13 protein-coding genes, 1 tRNA gene and 1 pseudogene are annotated in these 16,434 nt (G+C 61.0%); 9 read left to right on the forward strand and 6 right to left on the reverse strand.

Features of this window, described 5'->3' with window-relative positions; all coding sequences use genetic code 11:
- Positions 1-212: 212 nt before the first annotated feature.
- Positions 213-299: transfer RNA gene (locus ACIROY_RS17340), tRNA-Leu, on the reverse strand.
- 422 nt (positions 300-721) lie between these two features.
- Here ACIROY_RS17340 and ACIROY_RS17345 point away from each other — a divergent pair.
- On the forward strand, positions 722-2,677 hold the full coding sequence (locus tag ACIROY_RS17345) for an APC family permease (protein WP_402276949.1): 1,956 nt from the start codon (positions 722-724) through the stop codon (positions 2,675-2,677).
- A gap of 19 nt (positions 2,678-2,696) precedes the next feature.
- On the opposite strand, the gene ACIROY_RS17350 is transcribed toward ACIROY_RS17345, so the two are convergent.
- The 3 genes from ACIROY_RS17350 to ACIROY_RS17360 form a co-directional block, all read right to left on the reverse strand.
- Positions 2,697-3,095: a surface-adhesin E family protein gene (locus ACIROY_RS17350; RefSeq protein ID WP_402276951.1), complete on the reverse strand. Its 399-nt coding sequence runs from the start codon at positions 3,093-3,095 to the stop codon at positions 2,697-2,699.
- A 311-nt stretch (positions 3,096-3,406) separates the two neighbouring features.
- Positions 3,407-4,429 carry a DctP family TRAP transporter solute-binding subunit gene (locus tag ACIROY_RS17355; protein ID WP_402342693.1) on the reverse strand — a complete coding sequence of 341 codons (1,023 nt, stop codon included), beginning with the start codon at positions 4,427-4,429 and terminating at the stop codon, positions 3,407-3,409.
- 97 nt (positions 4,430-4,526) lie between these two features.
- Positions 4,527-5,603: a tartrate dehydrogenase gene (locus ACIROY_RS17360; RefSeq protein WP_402276957.1), complete on the reverse strand. Its 1,077-nt coding sequence runs from the start codon at positions 5,601-5,603 to the stop codon at positions 4,527-4,529.
- A gap of 91 nt (positions 5,604-5,694) precedes the next feature.
- Here ACIROY_RS17360 and ACIROY_RS17365 point away from each other — a divergent pair, with 91 nt between their 5' ends.
- Complete coding sequence (locus ACIROY_RS17365) at positions 5,695-6,618, forward strand: LysR family transcriptional regulator (protein WP_402276959.1); 924 nt, start codon at positions 5,695-5,697, stop codon at positions 6,616-6,618.
- A gap of 15 nt (positions 6,619-6,633) precedes the next feature.
- On the opposite strand, the gene ACIROY_RS17370 is transcribed toward ACIROY_RS17365, so the two are convergent.
- Positions 6,634-7,701, reverse strand: a complete 1,068-nt coding sequence (locus ACIROY_RS17370) for a substrate-binding domain-containing protein (RefSeq protein ID WP_402276962.1) — start codon at positions 7,699-7,701, stop codon at positions 6,634-6,636.
- A gap of 161 nt (positions 7,702-7,862) precedes the next feature.
- Between ACIROY_RS17370 and ACIROY_RS17375 the strand changes: the two genes are divergently transcribed.
- The 7 genes from ACIROY_RS17375 to ACIROY_RS17405 all read left to right on the forward strand — a co-directional run bounded on the left by ACIROY_RS17375 (position 7,863) and on the right by ACIROY_RS17405 (position 16,102).
- Positions 7,863-9,506 (forward strand): OFA family MFS transporter, encoded by a 1,644-nt coding sequence (locus ACIROY_RS17375; protein WP_402342696.1) that lies wholly within the window; start codon positions 7,863-7,865, stop codon positions 9,504-9,506.
- A gap of 135 nt (positions 9,507-9,641) precedes the next feature.
- Positions 9,642-9,920, forward strand: a complete 279-nt coding sequence (locus tag ACIROY_RS17380) for a hypothetical protein (protein WP_402342698.1) — start codon at positions 9,642-9,644, stop codon at positions 9,918-9,920.
- Positions 9,921-9,994: 74 nt separating this feature from the next.
- The gene (locus ACIROY_RS17385) at positions 9,995-10,474 is read left to right on the forward strand and encodes a formate dehydrogenase subunit gamma (RefSeq protein WP_402342701.1); all 480 of its coding nucleotides are present in this window, start codon (positions 9,995-9,997) and stop codon (positions 10,472-10,474) included.
- Complete coding sequence (locus ACIROY_RS17390) at positions 10,471-12,033, forward strand: formate dehydrogenase beta subunit (RefSeq protein ID WP_402342704.1); 1,563 nt, start codon at positions 10,471-10,473, stop codon at positions 12,031-12,033. The genes ACIROY_RS17385 and ACIROY_RS17390 overlap by 4 nt, the downstream gene beginning before the upstream one ends.
- A 45-nt stretch (positions 12,034-12,078) precedes the next feature.
- Entirely contained in the window at positions 12,079-14,958 is a 2,880-nt protein-coding gene (gene fdhF / locus ACIROY_RS17395; RefSeq protein WP_402276974.1) for a formate dehydrogenase subunit alpha, read from the forward strand.
- Positions 14,959-14,989: 31 nt separating this feature from the next.
- A complete protein-coding gene (fdhD, locus tag ACIROY_RS17400) occupies positions 14,990-15,835 on the forward strand; it encodes a formate dehydrogenase accessory sulfurtransferase FdhD (RefSeq protein WP_402342707.1) in 846 nt (281 codons plus the stop codon).
- Positions 15,836-15,865: 30 nt separating this feature from the next.
- Positions 15,866-16,102 (forward strand): formate dehydrogenase subunit delta, encoded by a 237-nt coding sequence (locus tag ACIROY_RS17405; protein ID WP_402276978.1) that lies wholly within the window; start codon positions 15,866-15,868, stop codon positions 16,100-16,102.
- A 179-nt stretch (positions 16,103-16,281) separates the two neighbouring features.
- Here the strand turns inward: ACIROY_RS17405 and ACIROY_RS17410 are convergent.
- Positions 16,282-16,434 (reverse strand): annotated as a pseudogene (locus ACIROY_RS17410) (ABC transporter ATP-binding protein); the annotation flags it as partial.

Here is a 16,434-nt window from a genome sequence, read left to right on the forward strand (position 1 = left end):
ATGTGATAACGAGAGCAGGCTTGTTGAACGTTAAAAAAAGTAAAGCAAATATTACGATAAAAGCCTTGCGAGTAATTCGATTTTTAGACGAATATTCAGGCCAAAAAAAAGGCAGGGACGAATGATCGTTCCTACCTGTTTTGTTCGCCGGCGCTTTGTTCTAGCGCACCGTCGCTTGTTTTCGTATTGCCAACCACATGCTGCCGCACTACTGGTGCCGGGAGCCGGAATCGAACCGGCACGGTGTCACCACCGCGGGATTTTGAGTCCCGTGCGTCTACCTATTCCGCCATCCCGGCAACGCAAGACCGCGATTATGACCCATTTTGGACGACCGGGCAATACCTTCATTGACGTTCTTAGAACCCGCTTCATAAAGAAGCATGAGTGCGAGCGAGTGCTGTTTGGGATGAAGTGCAAGGCGCGAATCGGGGTCAAGACTGGGCGTCTTGACCCCGATTCGTAACGCAGCAATTCGCCCAAACAGGCCGCTCCCTACGGGTTTTTCCCAGAAAGGGCGCTGGCCGCGTTGTGCTCCTTGCGCGTAGCCACCGCTACGCGACGCGTCCCACGCCTTGCCAGCGCCCTTTCTGGGAAGAACGCATCTCATGTTTCTTTATGAAGCGGGTTCTCACATGACTTCTGATGCCGCACCGCAGTACAAACGGGTATCATCGCCGCTTGAACGAAAAAATGCTGATCAGTATCTGGCACACATTGCATGTTGAAGATTCGAGAAATTTTGTTGGGCAAGGCGCTGGACCCGCTCAAGAGCGAGACGCGCCATTCGCTGGCCCTGGTGGCTTTTCTGGCGTGGGTGGGGTTGGGCGCGGACGGCTTGTCTTCCTCCGCGTACGGTCCGGAAGAAAGCTTCCGGGCGCTCGGCGAGCATACCCATCTGGGCCTGTACCTGGCGCTGGCGACCGCGCTGACGGTGTTCATCATTGCGCTGGCCTATAACCAGGTCATTGAATTGTTCCCCACCGGCGGCGGCGGTTACCGCGTCGCCACCAAGCTGGTCGGTCCTTACCTCGGCCTGGTCTCGGGCGTGGCGCTGATCCTTGATTACGTGCTGACCATCGCCATTTCGGTCGCCTCCGGGGTGGATGCGCTGGCGTCGCTGCTGCCGCTGGGCTTCCAGGATTACAAGCTCTGGGCCGAGGCCTTCTTCGTCGGCATGCTGATCGTTCTCAACCTGCGCGGCCTCAAGGAAGCCATCCGTTTCCTGCTGCCGGTATTCCTCGGTTTCGTCGCCACCCATCTGGTGCTGATCGTCTACGGCATTTTCGTGCATGCGGAATACCTGCCGTCCCTGGTGCCGACCACGCTGGCCGACACCGGCAGCCTGACCCGGCAAATCGGCTGGGCGGGTGTGGCGAGCATGCTGCTGCTGGCGTATTCCCAGGGCGGCGGCACCTACACCGGACTGGAAGCCGTCTCCAACAATGTCAACATGCTGGCTGAGCCGCGCGTGCGCACCGGCAAGATGACCATGTTGTACATGGCGCTGTCGCTGGCATTCACGGCCGGCGGCATCTTTCTGCTGTATCTGTTGTGGGACGCGCGCCACGTCGACGGCGAAACCCTCAACGCCACTACCTTCCGCCTGATCATCGACAGCATGGGCACCGGCAACCAGTGGCTCAACGACCTCCTGCTGGCGGTGGTGCTGGCGTTCGAGGCGGGCTTGTTGTTCGTGGCCGCCAATACCGGTTTCCTGGGTGGACCGGCGGTGTTGTCCAACATGGCGGCCGATTCATGGGTGCCGCATAAATTCCGCTACCTGTCGACGCGGCTGGTCACGCAGAACGGCATCCTGGTGATGGGTATCGCCGCGCTGGCGATCCTGTTCTGGACCCAGGGCAGTGTGACACTGCTGATCGTGCTGTATTCGATCTCCGTGTTCCTGACCTTCGCCATTTCGCTGTTCGGCCTGTGCCGCTACTGGTGGCGCCAGCGTCGCCACCTGGCGCACTGGAAGCGGCGCTTCCTGTTGTCGCTGATCGGCTTCGTGATCTGCGCTTCGATCCTGTCGGTGCTGCTGTACGAAAAGATGTTCGCCGGTGGCTGGGCCACGGCCGTGATCATTGCCGGCATTGCGGCGCTGTGCATCTATATCCGCAATCACTACCGTGAGACCAAGGAAGCGATCCGCTCGGTCGACCAGATTTTCTCCAGCCAGCCGTTCGGTCCCAACATGGAGACCATCGTGCCGGACCCGGTCAACCAGACCGCGGTGTTCATCGTCGGCACATCGCGCGGCGGCGGTCTGCATGCCTTGCTGTGGGTGCAACGCATGTTCCCCGGCCATTTCAAGAATTTCATCTTCGTCAATGCGCGCACGGTCGATTCGCATGCCTATGGCGGCGAGGGCGCGGTCGAGCAGATGCGTGCCGAAGCGAATGCGACGCTGCAGTTCTTCGTGGATTTTTGCCGCAGCCACGGCATGGCATCGTCGTCCTACCTGGGCTTCGGCACGGACGCCGTGCAGGAGGTGACCAAGCTGTGCTTCGACATCAGCAGGGAATATCCGAATGCGATTTTCTTCACCAGCAAGCTGATCTTTGAACAAGACAACTGGTTCATCCGCCTGCTGCACAACCAGGCTGCGCTGGCGATCCAGCGCCGGTTGCATTTTGACGGCCTGCAAATGGTGATCCTGCCGATGAAGGTTTAACGCAGACTATTAGTGCGGATTACTTGAGGCCGCAGATGATCTTGATCATCTGCGCACCGGTCGAGCCGGGTACTGCGTCCTGCAGGCGGGTGTCGCCGTAGGAGAGGTAAGGGGAAAACAGCGCGCCGCCCTGGGCATCTGCCTTGGCGTACATGGTGCGGCTGCCGAAGCCGATGCGTTTGTCGTCGCAATCGATGTAGGCGATGGATACTTCCGACGCGTAATACTTGCCGTGACCCTGCAGCACTTGCGGCTTGGCCCAGTTGAGCAGGACGTTGGCCTGCAGAATGCTGCGTCCGCGCTCGATGCTGGACTTGTCGACAAAGAAGGTGCCAAGGTCGTTGTCGCCGAGCAACGACCATTGCGCGGCAAACACCTGGTTCGACACCAGCAACAATGCCAGCACTGCAAATTTCATCTTGTCCCGTTCGGTGAGAGTAGGGGGGTCATGCGCATCATGACAGCATGAACGCCAGCATGGCCACGTCGTCTTCCAGCATGATCAACAGCGTCACCGACCACAGCAGGGCATAAGCGGTCCATGCGGCGGTGAATTGCGTGAGTCGAATCTTCATGTTTTTGCTGGGGGACGTCCGGTCATTTTACGGCGCAAATCCTAACACGGCATGAGGCCGCTGTAATTCCGAAATTGCCGGAGAAGCAAAAAAGCCGGCGTTCCTCGCAGGAAACGCCGGCTTCGCGGTGCTTGCATGCAGCACATTTTCTGCTTTATTTGCCGTCCGGTCCGCGCCCGATTTCCTTGTAGATCGATTGGATCAGGTCCTTGCCGATACGGTCTTCCATCTCGCGATGGACCTTGTACTGGATGGCTTTCCATTCGTTCTTTTCTTCCGGCGTCATGGTCAGGATTTTCATCTTGCCGGTTTTGCGGATGTCTTCCAAGGCATCGTCGTTTTCCTTCTTGGCGTTGCTGTTGAAATACTCGGTGGCGTCCTTGACCGCCTTGTCCATGACCGGCTTGAGGTCGGCCGGCAGCGAATCCCAGAAGCGCTTGTTGGCGATGAACACATAGCCGTGATAGCCGTGCTCCGAGATCGTCATGAACTTTTGCACTTCAAACAGCTTGGCGGTGCTGACGATGGAGGGCGGGTTCTCCTGGCCGTCCACCACGCCCGTCTGCAAGCCCTGATAAATCTCCGACCACGGCATCACCTGCGGCAGCGCGCCGACCACGCGGGTGCGCGCGTCGATCACTTTTGAAGATTGAATACGGATCTTCATGCCCTTGATGTCGGACGGTTTCTGGATCGGCTTGTTGGAGGTCCAGTCGAGGAAGCCGCTGTCCCACATCGCCAGCCCGGTCAGGCCCTTGGCGTCGAGCTTCTTCAGCAGGGCGTGGCCGATCGGCCCCTGCGTCACCTTTTGTGCCTGGGCCATGTTGTCGAACAGGTAGGGCAGGTCGAACACTTCGAACTCGCGCACGCCCATCGGGCCGAATTTGCCAAAGGTCGGCGCCAGCATCTGCACTGAGCCCATCTGCAGCGCTTCCAGTTCTTCCTTGTCCTTGTAGAGCTGGCTGTTGGGATAGACCTCGACCTTGACGCGGCCGCCGGTGCGCTCCTCGACGATCTTCTTGAAATAGTCCGCGGTCTTGCCCTTGGACGTGTTGGCCGCGACGACGTGGCTGAATTTGATGACGATCGGTTGCTGCGCGGTTTGTGCCTGCGCTTGTGTCGTGGCGCTGAACAAGGTGATGGCCGCAGTTGCGACGATGGCTTTCCAGTGTTGCATGGTGTCTCCTCCTGTCTGGGATGGCATCCGTTTGGTTGACGCGGTCGCGCTTCTGTCGAGCGCGATCCGCATCCGGACGTTCTGCTGGATTACTGCGTCAGATCGCCGCAGCAATCGCCTTGCCCACCGAAGTGGTGTCGCCGCTGCCGCCCAGGTCCGGGGTCTTCGGACCTTCCACCAGCACTTTTTCGATCGCCGCCAGGATGGCGTCGTGGGCTTGCTTGTACTTCGGATTGCCGTTGCCGAGGAAGTCCAGCATCATCGCGCCGGACCAGATCGTGGCGACCGGGTTGGCGATGTTCTTGCCGGCGATGTCGGGCGCCGAACCGTGCACCGGTTCGAACAGCGACGGCAGCTTGCGGTCCGGATTGAGGTTGGCCGAAGGCGCGATGCCGATGGTGCCGGCGCAGGCGGGGCCGAGGTCGGACAGGATGTCGCCGAACAGATTGGGCGCAACCACCACGTCGAACCGCTGCGGATTCAGGACGAAATGCGCGGTCAGGATGTCGATGTGGTACTTGTCTGTCTTGACGTCGCCGTAGTTCTTGCCCATCGCTTCGACGCGCTCGTCCCAGTACGGCATGGTGATGGCGATGCCGTTGGACTTGGTGGCCGAGGTCAGGTGTTTCTTCGGACGGCTCTGCGCCAGGTCGTAGGCGAACTTGAGGATGCGGTCGACGCCATGGCGCGTGAACACCGATTCCTGGATCACGATTTCGCGATCGGTGCCTTCATACATACGGCCGCCGATGGACGAATATTCGCCTTCCGTGTTTTCGCGCACCACGTAGAAATCGATGTCGCCGGGTTTGCGGCCGGCCAGCGGACAGGGCACGCCGGGCATCAGGCGCACGGGGCGCAGGTTGACGTACAGGTCGAAGTCGCGGCGGAATTTCAGCAGCGAGCCCCACAGGGATACGTGATCCGGCACCGTGGCGGGCCAGCCGACCGCGCCGAAGAAGATCGCCTCGAATCCCTTCAACTGATCGAACCAGTCGTCCGGCATCATCTTGCCGTGCTCGGCGTAATAGCCGCAGTGGGCCCAGTCGAAATGGGTGTACTCGATCTCGATGCCGAATTTCTTTGCTGCGGCGTCGACCGCGCGCAAACCTTCGGGGATCACTTCCTGGCCGATGCCGTCGCCGGCGATGACGGCTACTTTATGTTTGGTCATGCTGCTTTCTCCTTTAAAAACCAGACGGAAATCATAACGGCCTCAGGCCTCGCTATAATTCACGAATCGGTTACTTCATAAAACACGAATCGTGAACAATCAAAGCGTTGCACCGCCACTGCTGGAAGACTTGCGTTTGTTCTGCGTAGTTGCGCGCAAGAGCAGTTTTGCCGAATCGGCCAAGGAGATGGGGGCATCGCCGGCCTACATCAGCAAGCGCATCGCGCTGTTGGAGACGGCGCTGGGCGTCCGGCTGTTCCATCGCACCACACGCAGCGTGGTGATGACCGAAGAAGGCAGCAACGTGCATGAATGGGCGCGCCGCATCCTCGACGACGTCGACCAGATGCTGGAAACCGTGAGCAGCGCCAAGCAGGTGCCGCGCGGGCTGCTGAAGATCAGCACCAGCTTCGGGCTGGGCCGCAAATACGTGTCGCCGCTGCTGTCGGAATTTGCGCGCCTGCACCCGGCGTTGCGCATCCAGCTGGAATTGTTTGATCGCCAGGTCGACATGATCAACGAAGGCTTCGATCTCGACATCCGGGTCGGCCCGGTGCATGAGCCGCACCTGTTCGCCAAGCGCATCATCGCCAGCCAGCGCGTACTGTGCGCCAGTCCCGATTACCTCAGTCGTCATGGCGCGCCGCAGACGCTGTCGGACCTGACCCGGCATCAATGCCTGGTGATCCGTGAGCGCAATCAGTCGTTCGGCATCTGGCGCATGATGGGGCCCAAGGGCGCGGAAACGGTCAAGGTCGCCGGCGGGCTGGCCTCGAACCACGGCGAGATCATCCACCAATGGGCGGTCGACGGCCACGGCGTGATCCTGCGTTCGATCTGGGATGTCGCCGCCAGCCTCAAGGATGGCAGCCTGGTGCGGGTGTTGCCGGCTTACTTCCAGGAAGCCGACCTGTGTGCGGTGTATCCGTTGCAGCTGAAGAATTCCGCCAAGGTCAGGGAGTGCGTGCGCTTCCTGCAGAAAAATCTCAACGTGCATGCGATGCAGGCGCGCTGAGCAAGTCCACGCAGCTCAGGGAAAAGCTTCCGGCACGCTCTGTATCTTGCCGGTGTCGGCGCTCTCGTAGCCGGCCAGGTCGTCGACCACCGCGCGGAACGTCGGCGACTGCACGATATCGACCACCGCCCGCACCAGCGGATCGTTCAGTGACGCCGTCGGCAGCGCAAAGAAGTAGCGCTCGCGCACCAGCGGAATGAAGTCCAGACCGAAACGATGCGATGCCGTCTGCACACCGAAGCCGACGTCGGCCATGCCGCTGGCGATGAAGGCCGCCACCGCCGAATGGGTGAACTCGGTGTTCTCGAAGCCGTTGATCTTCTTGTGAGAGATGCCTTGTCCGGCCAGCATCAGTTCGAGCAGCATGCGGGTGCCCGAGCCCGCTTCGCGGTTGACGAAGCGCAAGTCGCTGCGTGTCAGGTCCGCCAGCCCGCCGATATTCTTGGGATTGCCGGTGGCGACGAACAGGCCCTGGCTGCGCACGGCCAGGTGGATCAGACAATCGCTGCGTTTGTTGAGCCATTTGGCGTAGGTGGCGATGGCCGGTTTTTCGAATTCTCCCAGCGGCACATGAAAGCCGGCCAGGTCGCATTCCTGGCGCGACAGCGCCGCCACGGCGTCGGTGCTGTGGCGATAGCGCACTTCCACCGGCAGCTTGGCCTGGTTGAACTGGTTGAGCAGGGCGGCTACCGCGAAGCCGTGGCTGGCGTTCAGGCGCACCGTCTTGGATTTGCCTTCGACCGTCTTGCCCAATTCGATTTCCAATTCCGAGGCCAGGCTGTCCAAGGTAGGCGACAAGCGCGCGCTGACCATGCGGTCGGCCCACAGCAGTTTGCTGGCGAAGGGCGTCAGCGTGGTGCCGCGTCCGCGTCCGCTCGCGATCAGGCTGTGGCCGAATAATTGTTCCGACGTCCGCAACAGGCCCCAGGCGTGCCGGTACGAGTGACGCAACTGCTGCGCCGCCTTGGCGATGGAGCCGGTTTGCTGGACCGCCGTCAACAGCGCCAGCAGTTCCGTGGTGTCGAGCGGGGAGTCGTCGCCGTGGCCAATTTCCCAGTGTGGTTTGATGCTGACTTTGTACATATATATGAAAAAAATAGCATATTGAGTCGATGGAATTTCAATGATACCTTCGCGAAAGTACGCGTAGTTCATAAAAACTATAGGCATATATTTGCATAAATAGCCGAATTCTTTCGACTTGCATATAATTGCCGCCCCACAACATCAAAGAGGAGGGAATAATGGCCTTCGATTTCCTGCAAAAGGAACATACCATCGCCAAGCCCGGGTTCAACCGCTGGCTGGTACCGCCTGCCGCTCTGGCAATTCACCTGTGTATCGGCATGGCATACGGTTTCTCCGTATTCTGGCTGCCCCTGTCCAAGGCGCTCGGCGTCAAAGAGTCGATCGCCTGTGCGCCGGATACCGGCTTTTTCGCACAAGTATTCTCCACCACCTGCGACTGGAAGATTTCCATGCTGGGCTGGATGTATACGATGTTCTTCGTCCTGCTCGGCATTTCCGCCGCGATCTGGGGCGGCTGGCTCGAGCGCGCAGGTCCGCGCAAGGCCGGCGTGGTCTCTGCGCTGTGCTGGTGCGGCGGCTTGCTGATTTCCGCCTTCGGCGTCTACACCCACCAGATCTGGCTCATGTGGCTCGGCTCAGGTGTGATCGGTGGGGTCGGCCTCGGTCTGGGGTACATCTCGCCGGTGTCAACCCTGATCAAATGGTTCCCGGACCGTCGCGGCATGGCGACCGGCATGGCGATCATGGGTTTCGGCGGCGGCGCGCTGGTCGGCAGCCCGCTGGCCGACAAGCTGATGAAGCACTTCGCCACCCCGACCTCGGTCGGCGTGTGGGAAACCTTCGTCGCCATGGCCGTGATCTATTTCATCTTCATGATGGCCGGCGCACTGGGCTATCGTGTTCCGCCTAGCGGCTGGAAGCCGGCCGGCTGGACGCCGCCGGTCACCGCCAACAACACCATGATCACGCAAAACCACGTGCACGTGAGCAAGGTCTGGGGCATTCCCCAGTTCTGGCTGGTGTGGCTGGTGCTGTGCCTGAACGTGTCGGCCGGTATCGGCGTGATCGGCATCTCGTCGCCGATGCTGCAGGAAGTCTTCGGCGGCCATCTGCTGGGCGTCAACGTTGGCTTCAGCGATCTGTCGATCGAGCAAAAAGCCGCGATCGCCGCGATTGCAGCCGGCTTCACCGGCCTGATCAGCCTGTTCAATATCGGCGGTCGTTTCGTGTGGGCGTCGTGTTCCGACTTCTTCGGTCGCAAGATGACGTACGTGATCTTCTTCGTGCTGGGCTTCATCCTGTACGTGAGCCTGCCATGGTCGGCCAAGGCAGGCAGCATTGCGCTGTTCGTCGGTGCAGTCTGCATCATCCTGTCGATGTACGGCGGCGGTTTTGCGACGGTGCCTGCTTACCTGGCTGACTTGTTCGGCACCCAGATGGTCGGCGCGATCCACGGTCGCCTGCTGACTGCATGGGCTACCGCCGGCATCCTCGGCCCGGTCGTGGTGAATTACATGCGTGAGTATCAACTGTCGCTCGGCATGCCGCGCGACCAGGTCTACAACACCACGATGTACATCCTGGCAGGCATGCTGGTGCTGGGCCTGATCTGCAACCTGCTGGTCCGTCCGGTCGCCGCCAAGCACTTCATGACGCCGGAAGAACTGGCCCGCGAAAAGCAACTGGCGCACGAAAAGTCGTCCTCGGACAATACCGCGACAATGTCGTCGGCAGACATGGCGCTGGTCGGCCGTGGCGGCAATCCTGCACTGATCGGCGCGGCATGGCTGGCAGTCGGCATCCCGCTGATCTGGGGTATTTCGCTGACGCTGCAAAAGACGGCGGTGCTGTTCAAGTAATTGAGCGTGACGTAGTCGAAAAGTAACAAGTAACAAGCAACAAGGCTGCCGCGAGGATCAATACTTTGCGGCAGCCGGCTTCACCACCGTAGTGTTCTGTACCAACCCGATGCATCAATGATAGGCAGGGAGAACATGAAATCGCTTGATCATTCTTCGATCGGATCGCGTGCCGCAACGCTTTTCAGCACAGCGCCCGGGTTTGCGATCGCATGCTTCATTGCCGCCGCTGCAGTCCTTGCAGTTGCGTTCGGCATCATTTTCTTTCCCACATTCCTGAGCTTTGCCGCGCCGTTTGCTTCGGCAGGGATCGCCGTATTCGCCGCCGCCGGCTTGTTGTCGGCAGCGCATAAAACAGCATCGCAACAACAACGTCGTCGTCCGGTTCCTGCAAGGATCAGGCGGCGCGACTAGACGTGTTTTTCCACGGCCCGGCGAGATAAAAACATATACCCGGACCGGACAGCAGTTCAGCAGGAGACGAAACCATGAACAGACAACAGCCATTCGACGTCGGTGCGGTCAGAGACGTCATCTCCGCGCGCCGGCACATGCCCGGCGCCATGCTGCCGATTTTGCACGGCATTCAGGATGCGGTCGGCTTCGTGCCGGCAGACGCGGTGCCGATGATCGCCGACGCGCTCAACGTATCGCGTGCCGAAGTGCACGGCGTGATTTCCTTCTACCACCATTTCCGCCAGCAACCGGCCGGCAAGCATGTGGTGCAGGTGTGCCGCGCGGAAGCCTGCCAGTCGGTCGGCTCCGAAGCGCTGGCGAAGCACGCCGAGAAAGCGCTCGGCTGCGCTTTCCATGAAACCACCGCCGACGGCCAGTTCACGCTCGAACCGGTGTATTGCCTGGGCCTGTGCGCCTGTGGGCCCAATGTGGTGGTCGACGGCGAGCTGCATGCGCGGGTCGGCGCCGACAAGCTTGACCGGCTGCTGCAAGCCAAGCGAGGTGCGACATGAGCATCAACGTATATGTGCCGCGTGACTCCGCGGCAATTGCGCTGGGCGCCAACGACGTGGCGGCGGGGGTTTTCAGCGAAGCCGAAAGGCGCGGCATTCAGGTCAACATTGTGCGCAACGGTTCGCGCGGCATGTTCTGGCTGGAGCCGCTGGTTGAGGTAGAGACCGAGCAAGGTCGCGTCGCCTATGGTCCGGTCGATCCGGATGATGTTGCGGGTTTGTTCGACGCCGGTTTCCTGGAAGACGGCGTGAAGGCATTTGAGCATCCCCTCGCGCAGGGCCTCACCGACGAAATACCCTACCTGAAAAAGCAGGAACGCCTGACCTTTGCGCGCGTCGGCATCACCGATCCGGTGTCGCTGGACGACTATCTGGCGCATGAGGGCTATGCCGGACTGAAGCGCGCGGTCGGCATGAGCAGCGAAGAAATCGTCCAGGAAGTACTGGATTCCGGCCTGCGCGGACGTGGTGGCGCGGCGTTCCCGACCGGCATCAAATGGAAGACGGTGGCCGGTGCGAAGGCTTCCCAAAAGTACATCGTCTGCAACGCCGATGAAGGCGATTCCGGCACCTTCTCGGATCGCATGGTGATGGAAGACGATCCCTTCGTGCTGATCGAGGGCATGACGATTGCCGCTCTGGCCGTGGGCGCGACGCAAGGCTACATCTACGTGCGTTCAGAATATCCGCACGCCATCGCCGCGCTCAACGAGGCGATCGCCACGGCTAACAAGCATGGCTATCTTGGCGACAACGTGCTCGGCTCCGGCAAGGCGTTCAGTCTGGAAGTACGCATGGGCGCCGGCGCCTACATCTGCGGCGAAGAAACCGCGCTGCTCGAAAGCCTCGAAGGCAAGCGCGGCGTGGTGCGCGCCAAGCCGCCGCTGCCGGCGCTGGAAGGTTTGTTCGGCAAGCCGACCGTGATCAACAACGTGATTTCGCTGGCGACGGTGCCTATCGTGCTGGCGCGCGGCGCGGCGTTTTACAAGAATTATGGCGTCGGTCGTTCGCACGGCACCTTGCCGTTCCAGCTGGCCGGCAACGTCAGATACGGCGGGTTGGTCGAGAAGGCCTTCGGCCTGACTCTGCGCCAGTTGCTGGAAGATTTCGGCGGCGGCACGCGCAGCGGCCGGCCGATCCGCGCGGTGCAGGTGGGCGGTCCGCTGGGCGCCTACATGCCGCAGCAACAGCTCGATACGCCGCTGGATTACGAAGCCTTCGCCGCCCTCGGCGCGATGGTCGGCCACGGCGGCATGGTGGTGTTTGACGACGGCGTCGACATGGCGCAGCAGGCGCGCTATGCGATGGAGTTCTGCGCCATCGAATCCTGCGGCAAATGCACGCCATGCCGCATCGGCTCGACACGCGGCGTCGAGGTGATCGACAAGATCATCGCTAATGACAACAGGCCTCAGCAAGTACATCTGCTGCGCGACCTGTGCGACACCATGCTCAACGGTTCGCTGTGCGCCATGGGCGGCCTGACGCCGTATCCGGTGCTGTCGGCCTTGAATCATTTTCCTGAAGACTTTGGTTCGCCGGCTGAAAAAGCCGCCTGAGTTCCATTTCCCATTCGCTTACGCATTCCGCAAGGAGTTGTTGCCATGAACCAGCTCAACGAAACAGATTACGGCACGCCGGCGCGTGTCTCAGAGACCGAAGTCACCCTCGAAATCGATGGCGTCGCCGTCACGGTCCCGGCCGGCACTTCGGTCATGCGCGCGGCGGTGGAGGCGGGCATCAATGTGCCGAAATTGTGCGCCACCGACAGTCTGGAGCCATTCGGCTCCTGCCGCCTGTGCCTGGTCGAGATCGAAGGCCGTGACGGCCGCAAGATGAAGGGCTATCCGGCCTCGTGCACCACGCCCTGCGAACCGGGCATGAAGGTGCAGACGCAGACCCCCAAGCTGGCCGACATCCGGCGCGGCGTGATGGAGCTGTACATTTCCGACCATCCGCTCGACTGCCTGACCTGCCCGACCAACGGCAATTGCGAACTGCAGGACATGGCCGGCACGGTCGGCCTGCGCGAAGTGCGTTACGGCTACGAAGGCGAGAATCACCTCGAGATGAAGAAGGATGAATCCAATCCTTATTTCACCTATGACCCTTCCAAGTGCATCGTCTGCAACCGCTGCGTGCGCGCTTGCGAAGAGACGCAAGGCACCTTCGCGCTGACCATCAGCGGCCGCGGCTTCGAATCGCGTGTCACGGCCGGGCAGATGGACAGCTTCATGGAATCCGAATGCGTCTCCTGCGGCGCCTGCGTGCAGGCTTGTCCGACCGCGACGCTGACCGAAAAGACCGTGATCATGATGGGGCAGGCCGAGCACAGCAAGGTCACCACTTGCGCCTATTGCGGCGTCGGGTGCGCGTTCAAGGCCGAGATGAAGGGCAACGAAGTGGTGCGCATGGTGCCGTACAAGGACGGCAAGGCCAACCACGGCCACTCCTGCGTCAAGGGGCGTTTTGCCTGGGGTTATGCGACCCACAAGGACCGCATCACCAAGCCGATGATCCGCAGCAAGATCACCGACCCGTGGCGCGAAGTGTCATGGGAAGAAGCGCTGAGCTATGCCGCGAGCGAATTCCGCCGCATCCAGGCCAAGCACGGCAAGGACTCCATCGGCGGCATCACGTCCTCGCGTTGCACCAATGAAGAAACCTACCTGGTGCAAAAGCTGGTGCGCGCCGCCTTCGGCAACAATAACGTCGACACCTGCGCACGCGTCTGCCATTCGCCGACCGGCTACGGTCTCAAGCAGACGCTGGGCGAATCGGCCGGCACCCAGACCTTCGACTCGGTGATGAAGTCCGACGTCATCATGATTATCGGCGCCAACCCGGCGTCGGCGCATCCGGTGTTCGCTTCGCAAATGAAGCGCCGCCTGCGCCAAGGTGCGAAGCTGATCGTCATTGATCCCCGCACGACGGAAATGGTCAAGTCGGCGCACATTCAGGCCGATTACCACCTCAAGCTGCGCCCCGGCACCAACGTCGCGGTCATCACCGCGCTGGCGCACGTGATCCTGGCCGAAGGCCTTCAAAGCGAGGAATACATTAAAGAACGCTGTGACCTGCAGTCCTACGAACAATGGAAAGAGTTCGTGCTGCGTCCGGACAATTCGCCGGAAGCCATGTCCGCCGTCTGCGGCGTGCCGGCCGAAGAACTGCGCGGCGCCGCGCGCCTGTTCGCCACCAACGGCAACGGCGCGATCTATTACGGCCTGGGCGTGACCGAACATGCGCAAGGCTCGACCATGGTGATCGGCATCGCCAACCTGGCGATGGCCACCGGTAACGTCGGCCGCGAAGGCGTCGGCGTCAATCCGCTGCGCGGCCAGAACAACGTGCAGGGATCCTGCGACATGGGTTCCTTCCCGCATGAGCTGCCGGGCTATCGCCACATCTCCGACTCGACCGTGCGCTCGCAGTTCGAGCAGGCCTGGGGCGTGACGCTCAATCCGGAGCCGGGTTTGCGCATCCCCAACATGTTCGATGCTGCGCTCGACGGCAGCTTCAAGGGCCTGTATTGCGAGGGTGAGGACATCGTCCAGTCCGACCCCAACACCCAGCACGTCGCCGCCGCCTTGCAAGAGATGGAGTGCATCGTGATCCAGGACTTGTTCCTCAACGAGACCGCCAAGTACGCGCACGTGTTCCTGCCGGGTTCGTCCTTCCTCGAAAAAGACGGCACCTTCACCAACGCCGAGCGCCGCATTTCTCGCGTGCGCAAGGTGATGCCGTCGAAGTCCGGCAAGTCCGATTGGGAAGTCACGGTGGCGCTGGCCGAAGCGCTCGGCTACCCGATGCCGTACAATCATCCATCGGAAATCATGGATGAAATCGCGGCCCTGACTCCGAGTTTCCACGGCGTCAGCTACGACAAGCTGGAGCGCCTCGGCAGCATCCAGTGGCCGTGCAACGATGCGGCGCCGGAAGGCACGCCGATCATGCACATCGGCAGTTTCATCCGCGGCAAGGGCAAGTTCCTCAACACGCAATACTTCGCCACCGACGAGAAGGTGACGCAGCGTTATCCGCTGATCCTGACCACCGGCCGCATCCTGTCGCAATACAACGTCGGCGCGCAGACGCGCCGCACCGAGAATTCGCAATGGCACGATGAAGACCGTCTGGAAATCCATCCGCACGACGCCGAAGACCGCGGCGTGCGCGAAGGCGACTGGGTCGGTATTGAGTCGCGCGCCGGGCAGACGGTGTTGCGCGCCACGGTGACCGAGCGGGTGCAGCCGGGCGTGGTCTACACCACGTTCCACTTTCCCGAGTCGGGCGCCAACGTGATCACCACCGACAACTCGGACTGGGCCACCAATTGCCCCGAGTACAAGGTGACGGCGGTGCAGGTCATGCCGGTGTCGCAGCCGTCCGAATGGCAGCAGCATTACCAGCAGTTCCATCAGGAACAGCTGGGTTTGCTGAAAGGCGAGAAGGCGTCGCAGGAGCCTTTGGTCACGAAATGACGAAACAACGAAATGAAGAAAGAAGCAGTCAATGAATGCATGTCCCATCCCGTCGCCCGATGACGTCTCTGCCGCCGCTGAATTCTCTACCGCGGCTCAGGTCGAGGTGGAGAAGTGGCGCGACGGCCGGCGTGAAGTCGTCACCGACGTAGTTGCCGAAGAAGTGCCGATCGCGTTGGAATACAACGGCATTTCGCACGCCGTGATGATGGCGACGCCCGCCGACCTGGAAGACTTTGCACTGGGTTTTTCATTGACCGAAGGCATCCTGGCCGACCCGGGCGAGCTCTACGATTGCGAGGTCGTGCAGGGCGTCGAAGGCATCCAGGTGCAAATGAATGTGGCCACCGAGCGCTTTGTCGCGCTGAAGGAAAAGCGCCGCAACCTGACCGGCCGCACCGGCTGCGGTTTGTGTGGGGCGGAAACGCTGGAGCAGGCGGTACGCCATCCGGCGGCGGTGCCGGCCGGCGCGCTGCAGTTTTCCGCCGACACGCTGCATGCAGCGCTGGATGCAATGCAGGCGCAGCAGCAACTGCAGCAGCAAACCGGCGCCACCCATGCGGCGGCATGGCTGGGCCGCGACGGCAAGATCAAGCTGGTGCGTGAAGACGTCGGCCGCCACAATGCGCTCGACAAACTGATCGGCGCCTTGGCTGAACAAAAGCAGGATTTTTCGGCGGGCGCCGTGATCATCACCAGTCGCGCCAGCTATGAAATGGTGCAGAAGGCGGCAACCGTCGGCATCGGCTTCATCGCTGCGATTTCGGCGCCGACCGCGTTGGCGATCCGCCTGGCGAAAGAAACCGACGTAACGCTGATCGGCTTCGTGCGCAGGCAAGGGCATGTCGTCTATGCCGGAGCCCATCGCCTGATCTGACGGCAACAATAAGAGAATCGAGACTACATCATGAACGTCCAGCACCTCATCAAGATGGCCAACCAGATCGGGACTTTCTTTTCCACCATGCCGGATCGCGTGCAGGCGGAAAAAGACCTGGCTACGCACATCAAGCGTTTCTGGGAACCGCGCATGCGGCGTGCCTTGCTGGAGTATGTAGAGCAGGAGGGCGGCTCAGAACTGAGCGAGATCGTCCTGACGGCGGTGAAGAGGCATAGCGCCGAATTGCAGGTGGCGATTCAGTAGAGCAGGATGCAGGAGCAACCAGATAGTGCGGCCACAAAGGAAAAGGCCGTTGTACTCAACATGCGTGGTTGTCAAAGGGCTGGGTAGCGGGCCGATTCTTCGCATAAATCCGCACGGCTAATCAGATTTCTCCGGCACCCGATGCATTGGATGCCAGAGAAAAGTATCGGCTCACTTGGCTAGTGATGTGCGCCACCGCCGAGATATGCTGCTTGCACCGCCGGGTCGTTCTGCAGTTTGTCGGCCGGGCCGTGCACGGAAATCTTGCCGTTTTCCAGGACGTAGCCGTAGTCGGCGACGTTCAATGCTGCTGCGGCGAATTGTTCCACCAG

Origin of the sequence: Herbaspirillum sp. NPDC101396 (assembly GCF_044767365.1) — a bacterium.
Classification (GTDB): Bacteria; Pseudomonadota; Gammaproteobacteria; order Burkholderiales; family Burkholderiaceae_D; genus Herbaspirillum.